This is a genomic window from Microbacterium sp. Leaf351 (assembly GCF_001423825.1).
Lineage (GTDB): Bacteria > Actinomycetota > Actinomycetes > Actinomycetales > Microbacteriaceae > Microbacterium > Microbacterium ginsengisoli.
This window is the reverse complement of sequence record NZ_LMPK01000033.1, coordinates 356,147-364,138: the sequence shown is the minus strand read 5'-3', so window position 1 is coordinate 364,138 and position 7,992 is coordinate 356,147. Positions and strand designations below refer to the sequence as shown.

Annotated in this window: 8 protein-coding genes; 6 read left to right on the top strand and 2 right to left on the bottom strand. The window is 68.4% G+C overall.

All coding sequences use genetic code 11. The features are described 5' to 3' along the window. The first annotated feature begins 330 nt into the window (after positions 1-330). The 3 genes from ASG00_RS10115 (at position 331) to ASG00_RS10105 (ending at position 3,543) form a co-directional block, all read left to right on the top strand. A complete protein-coding gene (locus ASG00_RS10115) occupies positions 331-1,257 on the top strand; it encodes a heme o synthase (RefSeq protein ID WP_056209171.1) in 927 nt (308 codons plus the stop codon). Between the two features lie 100 nt (positions 1,258-1,357). Beyond that, positions 1,358-3,097: an MFS transporter gene (locus ASG00_RS10110; protein ID WP_045245968.1), complete on the top strand. Its 1,740-nt coding sequence runs from the start codon at positions 1,358-1,360 to the stop codon at positions 3,095-3,097. Beyond that, positions 3,094-3,543: a MarR family winged helix-turn-helix transcriptional regulator gene (locus tag ASG00_RS10105; protein WP_056209168.1), complete on the top strand. Its 450-nt coding sequence runs from the start codon at positions 3,094-3,096 to the stop codon at positions 3,541-3,543. The genes ASG00_RS10110 and ASG00_RS10105 overlap by 4 nt, the downstream gene beginning before the upstream one ends. A 1-nt stretch (position 3,544) precedes the next feature. Here the strand turns inward: ASG00_RS10105 and ASG00_RS10100 are convergent, their stop codons facing one another. Both ASG00_RS10100 and ASG00_RS10095 read right to left on the bottom strand, forming a co-directional pair. Beyond that, positions 3,545-3,955: a hypothetical protein gene (locus ASG00_RS10100; protein ID WP_045245971.1), complete on the bottom strand. Its 411-nt coding sequence runs from the start codon at positions 3,953-3,955 to the stop codon at positions 3,545-3,547. 96 nt (positions 3,956-4,051) lie between these two features. Further along, the gene (locus ASG00_RS10095) at positions 4,052-4,987 is read right to left on the bottom strand and encodes a COX15/CtaA family protein (RefSeq protein WP_056209165.1); all 936 of its coding nucleotides are present in this window, start codon (positions 4,985-4,987) and stop codon (positions 4,052-4,054) included. Between the two features lie 246 nt (positions 4,988-5,233). Between ASG00_RS10095 and sufB the strand changes: the two genes are divergently transcribed. The 3 genes from sufB to ASG00_RS18005 all read left to right on the top strand — a co-directional run. Next, positions 5,234-6,652: a Fe-S cluster assembly protein SufB gene (gene sufB / locus ASG00_RS10090; RefSeq protein ID WP_056209163.1), complete on the top strand. Its 1,419-nt coding sequence runs from the start codon at positions 5,234-5,236 to the stop codon at positions 6,650-6,652. After that, positions 6,652-7,824, top strand: coding sequence for a Fe-S cluster assembly protein SufD (sufD, locus tag ASG00_RS10085; RefSeq protein WP_056209160.1), 1,173 nt, complete (start codon positions 6,652-6,654; stop codon positions 7,822-7,824). The genes sufB and sufD overlap by 1 nt, the downstream gene beginning before the upstream one ends. Then, on the top strand, positions 7,821-7,992 hold a 172-nt coding region (locus tag ASG00_RS18005), incomplete at its 3' end, for a Rieske 2Fe-2S domain-containing protein (protein ID WP_235559479.1). The genes sufD and ASG00_RS18005, both read left to right, overlap by 4 nt.

Here is a 7,992-nt window from a genome sequence, read left to right as displayed (position 1 = left end):
ATGACCGTTCCCGACCCTCTCCACCGCATCCGCCGCCAACACCCGCGCCGCATCCACCGCACGAGAATCGATTTCGTCCCACTGCAAATCCGACACCGGACCGCCTTTCCGCATGTGTGAGGGTGCATCGCTCGGTGCTGATCTCGGGTCGTCCGCGGAGCGGAACAAGGGAGATCGCGCCTGGGCGGACGCATGTGATTTCAGCATAGTCACGCGCACATGCCGGGGCTCGACTGTGACGGGCCGCGCCGGGGAGGCAACGGCGTCCGGGCGGACGGACAGGAGGCATGACGTAGAATCGACGAGGAATTTCCGGTGATAGCGGGGACGATGGACATCAGCACGACCACGGGGCGCGACGCGCGTCTCGACAGCCCGTCGCTGCGTCGCACCATCCGGGCATATGTCGCGCTCACCAAGCCGCGCGTGCTCGAGCTGCTGCTGGTCACCACGGTCCCTGTCATGATCCTCGCGCAGGGCGGCATCCCCGATCTCTGGCTCGTGCTCGCGACGGTCATCGGCGGATCGCTGAGCGCGGGGTCGGCGGCGGCCTTCAACATGTACCTCGACCGCGACATCGACGCGCACATGCAGCGCACCGAGAACCGGCCGCTGGTGACCGGAGAGGTCTCCGAGCGCGGCGCCCTCATCTTCGCCTGGACGCTGGCCGCGGTCTCGACGCTCTGGCTCGCGCTCACGACGAACCTGCTCGCGGCGGGGCTCTCCGCGGGAGCGATCTTCTTCTACGTGGTGATCTACACGATCCTGCTCAAGCGCCGTACCGAGCAGAACATCGTGTGGGGCGGCATCGCCGGCTGCTTCCCTGTGCTGATCGGCTGGTCGTCCGTGACCGGCTCGCTCTCGTGGGCGCCGTTGATCCTGTTCGTGCTCGTCTTCCTCTGGACGCCGCCGCACTACTGGCCGCTGTCCATGAAGTACAAGGACCAGTACGACGACGTGGATGTGCCGATGCTCGGTGTCACCCGTTCGGGTTCCCAGGTGGGGCTCCAGGTGATCCTCTACGCGTGGGCGACGGTGGCGACATCCCTGTTGCTCATCCCCGTGGCGAACATGGGACTCGTCTACACGACATCGGCGCTCGTGTTCGGCGGCTGGTTCATCTACGAGTCGCACCGCCTCTACGGCCGCGCGGTGCGCGGCACCGAGCCGCGCCCGATGCGCGTCTTCCACGCGTCGATCACCTACCTGACGCTGCTGTTCGTCGCGATCGCGATCGACCCGCTGCTGCCGTTCTGACCGGCGGTCGTCCCTCTCTGCGGAGAGCGGGCTCTTTCGCAGGCGTATATTTAGTTCATATCAAGTAACTAAATTGCGCATCGCCCGAGCGAGGAGCCCCGTGACCGACCCCCGGAACCGTCCCGTCAAGACCAGCCTGTTCGACAGAGAGCACCCGCACTACAAGTGGCTCGCGCTGAGCAACACCACGCTCGGCATGCTGATGGCCACGATCAACGCCTCGATCGTCATCATCTCGCTGCCGGCGATCTTCGAGGGGATCGGTCTCAACCCGCTCGAGGCCGGCAACGTCAGCTACCTGCTCTGGATGCTGATGGGCTACATGCTCGTCAGCGCCGTGCTCGTGGTGACCTTCGGTCGCCTCGGCGACATGTACGGCCGCGTGCGCATCTACAACCTCGGCTTCGTCGTGTTCTCCGTGGCATCCATCGCCCTCTCGCTCGACCCGTTCTCGGGCGGCCCGGGAGCCACCTGGCTGATCCTCTGGCGGCTCGTGCAGGGCGTCGGCGGGGCGATGCTCTTCGCCAACTCCACCGCGATCCTCACCGACGCCTTCCCGGCGCACCGTCGAGGCATGGCGCTCGGTGTGAATCAGGTCGCGGCGATCGCCGGCAGCTTCATCGGTCTCATCATCGGCGGCCTCCTGGCCGTCATCGACTGGCGGGCCGTGTTCCTCGTGAGCGTGCCGATCGGCATCATCGGCACGATCTGGTCGTACGTGTCGCTCAAGGAGGTCGGCGCGCGCAACCCCGGCAAGCTCGACTGGCCCGGCAACATCACCTTCGCCCTCGGTCTCTCGGCGCTCCTCACCGCGATCACCTACGGCATCCAGCCCTACGGCGACAGCACGACAGGATGGACGAACCCCTGGGTGCTCGGAGGCATCGTCGGCGGCATCCTGCTGCTCGTGGCGTTCGTTTTCATCGAACTGCGCTCGTCGGCTCCGATGTTCGACATGCGCCTGTTCCGCATCCGTGCCTTCGCCATGGCGAACCTCGCGGGCCTCCTCGCCGCGATCGGACGCGGCGGCCTGCAGTTCATGCTGATCATCTGGCTGCAGGGCATCTGGCTGCCCCTGCACGGCTACGCCTACGCGGACACCCCGCTGTGGGCGGGCATCTACATGCTCCCGATCACGATCGGCTTCCTCATCGCGGGACCGATCTCGGGCACGCTCTCCGACCGCTTCGGCGCGCGCCTGTTCGCGACCGTGGGCCTCCTGATCGTCTCCGTGACCTTCGTGCTGCTGCTGCTCATCCCGGTGAACTTCGAGTACTGGCAGTTCGCGATCATCACCGGACTGTCCGGTCTCGGATCCGGCATGTTCGGCGCGCCCAACCGCAGCGCGATCATGAACAGCGTGCCGGCGAGCGAGCGTGGAGCCGCATCGGGCATGGCCGGCACCGTGCTCAACGCCGGAACCTCGCTGTCGATCGGGCTCTTCTTCTCGCTGCTGATCGCGGGCCTCGCGACGAGCCTCCCGGACGCGATGAAGTCGGGTCTGACCGCCCACGGCGTGCCGGCCGACGCCGCCGCGCAGATCGCGCAGCTGCCGCCCGTCGGCAGCGTCTTCGCGGCGTTCCTCGGCTACAACCCGATCCAGACGCTGCTCGGCCCGACCGGTGTGCTCGACCACCTGCCGGCATCGGATGTCGCGGCTCTCACCGGCAACCAGTTCTTCCCGCAGCTCATCTCGGAGCCCTTCCATGATGGACTGGTCATCGTGTTCCTCGCCGCCGCCATCATGTCGTTGATCGGAGCGATCGCCTCCCTCGTGCGCGGTCGCCACTATGTACACGCCGCCACTGCGCCCGTGCCGGTCGTGAGCAGCGCGTCGTGACCGGCGGCGGCGTTCATCCCGGCGACGCCGAGCGTCTGTCCGTGGTCGTGGGGCGGATCAACCGGCGCATCCGAGCGAACGCCGACGGGCTTTCCTACGGGCTGACGTCGACGCTGTCGAGCATCGTGAGGCTGGGGGAGACGCGCGCATCCGACCTCGCGCGCATCGAGGTGGTGACCGCGCCGAGCATGACGAGGATCCTCGCCGACTTGGAGCAGCGCGGACTGATCGCCCGTCATGACGATCCTGACGATCGCCGCGCGACGGTCGTGATCCCGACCGATCTCGGCGTCGCGACCTTGCTGCGCGCACGCGCAGAGAGGGCCTCCCGTGTGGGGGAGGCCCTCTCCAAGCTCGGCGAGCGCGACCGCGAACGACTGGTCGATGCTCTCGACGCCCTCGAGCGCCTCGCGATCCGTGTCGACGAGGCGGCTGCGGGGCTCTAGCTCACTTGCTGTCGGTCGTCTCCGGCGCGGCGGGCGCGACGGGCAGCTCGTCGGCGACGGGCTCGGTGGGCTCGGCCAGGGCCGGCTCGGCGCTGATCGGGTCGGTCACGCCTTCCGGCCAGACCGGCGCGGCCACGGGGACGATGGGGGCGGCGAACACGCGGGCGGCTGCGGCGAGCGCAAGCACCGCGACGAGGCCCACGAGGCCGGCGACGATGAACGCCGCGCCGAGGAGGACCCACGACTGGCCCGCGTACACCTCGATCCCGGTCGCGGTCTGGTTGCCGAGCGTCGTGGTCATGACGGTGATCTTGTCGATCACGAGCCAGACGCCGAAGCCGATGCTGAGGATGGAACCGAGCGTCAGCACCCAGTAGGCGATGCTGCGGGTGAGGCGCGGGCGGGGGGTCATCGGTGGGATCTCCTTCCGGTCGGCCGGGGTGGCCGAGCCGCCTTCCCAGCCTTGTCGCCTGGCGCGGAGACCGCAAACTCTGCGGCTATGGATTCCCTAAGAAGCGGCGACCACCGTGCGCTTCAGGTTGAGCACGACGGCCGTCATCGCCGCCACGAGGGTCACCGCGAGCACCATGTGCACGTTCACGAGCGCGATGGGGAGCCCGGTGTTCGCCTGGATGAGACCGACCGCGATCTGCACGAGCTCGACGGCCAGCAGCAGCGACGTCCACAAGCGCAGGCGAAGAGCGGGCTCGGTGCGGAAGGAGCTCGCGACCAGCGCCACGGTCAACGCGAATGTGACGTAGGCCGGTATCGCGTGGATGTGCTGCAGCACCTCGGAGTCGAGGCCGTTGCGGATCGCATGCTCATCGCCGGCATGCGGGCCCGATCCGGTGACGAGGATGCCGACGATCACCGTCAACAGCACGAAACCGCTCGTCACGTGTGCGACCGCCGCGTACCAGGTCGGCACCGCGCGCACGCGGGGCCCCGGCACGGCGTAGACGCGCACGACGAGCGCCGCCGACAGGGCGACGAGCGGCACCGACGCGAAGAAGTGGAGGCCCACGACGTAGGGGTTCAACTGGGAGAGCACGGTGATGCCGCCGAGCACCGCCTGCAGCGGGATGTACATGCCGACGAGCAGCGACAGCCAGAAGAGGTCGCGGCGCTGCTTCCGGTAGCGCAGGGTCAGCACGAACGTCACGATCGCGATGATCGCCAGCACGAAGGTGAGGCTGCGGTTGCCGAACTCGATCAGGCCGTGGATCCCCATCTCGGGGGTCGCCACGAGCGAGTCCGCCGTGCACTTGGGCCAGGTGGGGCATCCGAGACCCGAACCGGTCAGCCGCACGAGGCCGCCCGTGCCCACGATCGCGATCTGCACGACCAGCGTCGCCCAGGCGGCGACGATCATGCTGCGGCCGGGTCGCTCGGGCAGATAGGACAGCAGTGAGCGACGGCGCGCGACGGCGGGGTCTGCGGACATGGGCGGATGCCTCCACGGAGGCCGTCAGCGGCGCGACGGCGCGGTGCGCGCCACCCTCGGGGTGGGCGGAACCTGTAGGATCGGATGTGGGATGCGACGCATGCGCGTTCCGCATCACAGACAGTGTAGGCGCGCAGATTGTGCCTGCTGACCGGGCCCGGAAGCGGCATCCTCCCGTCACTCCGAACGGGGCGAAGGAATGCCGGAGCGCATGACAGCGCTGAGCCCCAGGAGGAGAGTGACGACATGTCGGATGTGCTGATCGACCGCCCCGAACTCGAGGGCATCGGTGTCTACGAGTTCGGCTGGCACGACGCGGATGCCGCGGGTGCGAGCGCGAAACGAGGTCTCAGCGAGGCCGTCGTGCGCGACATCTCCGCCCTGAAGGCCGAGCCGGAGTGGATGCTGAAGACGCGTCTGAAGGGCCTGTCGCTCTTCGACCGCAAGCCCATGCCGACGTGGGGCGCCGACCTCAGTGCGATCGACTTCGACAACATCAAGTACTTCGTGCGCTCGACCGAGAAGCAGGCGCAGTCGTGGGAGGACCTCCCCGAGGACATCCGCAACACGTACGAGCGCCTCGGCATCCCGGAGGCGGAGCGCTCGCGGCTCGTCGCCGGCGTCGCCGCGCAGTACGAGTCGGAGGTCGTCTACCACCAGATCCAGGAGGATCTGGAGCGTCAGGGCGTCATCTTCATGGACACCGACACCGCGCTGAAGGAGCACCCGGAGTTCTTCGAGGAGTACTTCGGCACCGTGATCCCCGCGGGCGACAACAAGTTCGCGGCGCTGAACACCGCGGTGTGGTCGGGTGGCTCGTTCGTGTACGTGCCGAAGGGCGTGCACGTGGAGATCCCCCTGCAGGCCTACTTCCGCATCAACACCGAGAACATGGGTCAGTTCGAGCGCACCCTGATCATCGCCGACGAAGACTCGTACGTGCACTACATCGAGGGCTGCACGGCGCCGATCTACCAGAGCGACTCGCTGCACTCGGCCGTGGTCGAGATCATCGTCAAGAAGAACGCCCGGGTGCGCTACACGACGATCCAGAACTGGTCGACGAACGTGTACAACCTCGTCACCAAGCGTGCGATCGCCCACGAGGGCGCGACGATGGAATGGGTCGACGGCAACATCGGCTCCAAGGTGACGATGAAGTACCCGTCGATCTACCTCATGGGCGAGCACGCCAAGGGTGAGACCCTCTCGGTCGCCTTCGCCGGTCCCGGTCAGCACCAGGACGCCGGCGCGAAGATGATCCACATGGCGCCGTACACGCAGTCCTCGATCGTCTCGAAGTCGATCGCCCGGGGCGGCGGTCGCGCGGGCTACCGCGGCGAGGTGCGAGTCGACCCGAACGCGCACCACAGCGCCAACACCGTGCGCTGCGACGCGCTGCTGGTCGACACCATCTCCCGCTCCGACACGTATCCGGCGATCGACATCCGGGTCGACGACGTGCAGCTCGGGCACGAGGCCACGGTGTCGAAGGTCAGCGAGGAGCAGCTCTTCTACCTCATGAGCCGCGGCCTTCCCGAGGACGAGGCGATGGCGATGATCGTGCGCGGCTTCATCGAGCCGATCGCACGGGAGCTGCCGATGGAGTACGCACTCGAACTCAACAAGCTCATCGAGATGGGCATGGAAGGATCCGTCGGCTGATGACGACAGCGACCGAGGCCCCCTCGCACGACGAGAAGGGCCACATCGACCCTGCCGCCGCCGTGGTGACCGCCGCGACCGTGCCGGTGCAGACACGTTCGGAGCGATTCCGTTCGTTCGATCCCGAGGCTTTCGAGCGTCCGACCGGCCGCGAGGTGAACTGGAAGCACACCCCCGTCGCGCGTCTGGCCCGTCTGTTCGACGCGGCAGACCCGCAGACCGACGGGGTCACGGTGACCGTGACGCCGACCACGGATGCCGCGGCATCCGCTCGGGGCGCCGTGTTCCGGCCCGAGGACCTGCCGTCCGCGATCGCGTGGGCGCAGAGCCCCGAGGCCGTCTCGGTCGTCGTCGACGGGGAGCACGAGGTGCCCATCCGCGTCGACGTCGCCGGCACCGGCGGGCGGGCGACCGCGCACGTCGTGATCGAGGCGCGTCCGCACTCGCGTGCGACCGTGCTCCTCGACCACACGGGTACGGCGGAGTTCGCCGAGAACGTCGAGATCGTCGTGCGCGACGGCGCGGACCTCACCGTCGTCGCGCTCCACCGGTGGGCGGATGACGCGGTGCACGCGGCATCCCATCAGGCCCGGGTCGACCGCGACGCGCACCTGCGTCACATCGTCGTCAGCTTCGGCGGCGGCGTCGTGCGGGTGAACCCGAGCGTCGAGCTCGCCGGCGCCGGCGCGGTCGGAGAGCTCTACGGTCTCGCGTTCGCCGACGCCGGCCAGCACCTCGAGAGCCAGGTCTACCTGCACCACAAGGGCGGGCACACCTCGGGCGACGTGCTGTACAAGGCCGCCCTGCAGGGCGAGACGGCGCGCACCGTGTGGGTGGGCGACGTGCTCATCGGGCCGGATGCGGTCGGCACCGACTCGTACGAGGCGAACCGCAACCTGGTGCTCACCTCCGGTGCGCGCGCCGACTCCATCCCGAACCTCGAGATCGAGACGGGCGACATCGTCGGCGCCGGTCACGCGAGCGCGACCGGCCGCTTCGACGAGGAGCAGCTGTTCTACCTGCAGGCCCGCGGCATCCCCGAGGCCGAGGCCCGACGCCTCGTCGTGATCGGCTTCCTCGCGGAGATCGTGCAGAAGATCGGCGTGCCCGACCTCGAGGAGCAGCTGACCGCCGCCATCGAGGCGGAGCTCGCGGGGGAGGACGCCCGATGACCGCGACCCGCGTGGCCGCGCTCAGTGCGCTCGAGCCCGACAGCGCGATCCGCGTCGAGATCGGCGGCGTCGCGATCGCCGTCGTGCTCGACTCGAACGGCGTCGTGCACGCGATCGGCGACACCTGCACGCACGGCGACATCTCACTCGCCGACGGCTTCGTCGAGG

What these genes read in the sequence shown, in the direction of transcription:
- ASG00_RS10095 (WP_056209165.1), bottom strand. Translation starts at nt 4,987, where the DNA reads ATGTCCGCAGACCCCGCCGTCGCGCGCCGTCGCTCACTGCTGTCCTAT.
- ASG00_RS10100 (WP_045245971.1), bottom strand. Translation starts at nt 3,955, where the DNA reads ATGACCCCCCGCCCGCGCCTCACCCGCAGCATCGCCTACTGGGTGCTG.
- sufD (WP_056209160.1), top strand. Translation starts at nt 6,652, where the DNA reads ATGACGACAGCGACCGAGGCCCCCTCGCACGACGAGAAGGGCCACATC.
- sufB (WP_056209163.1), top strand. Translation starts at nt 5,234, where the DNA reads ATGTCGGATGTGCTGATCGACCGCCCCGAACTCGAGGGCATCGGTGTC.
- ASG00_RS10115 (WP_056209171.1), top strand. Translation starts at nt 331, where the DNA reads ATGGACATCAGCACGACCACGGGGCGCGACGCGCGTCTCGACAGCCCG.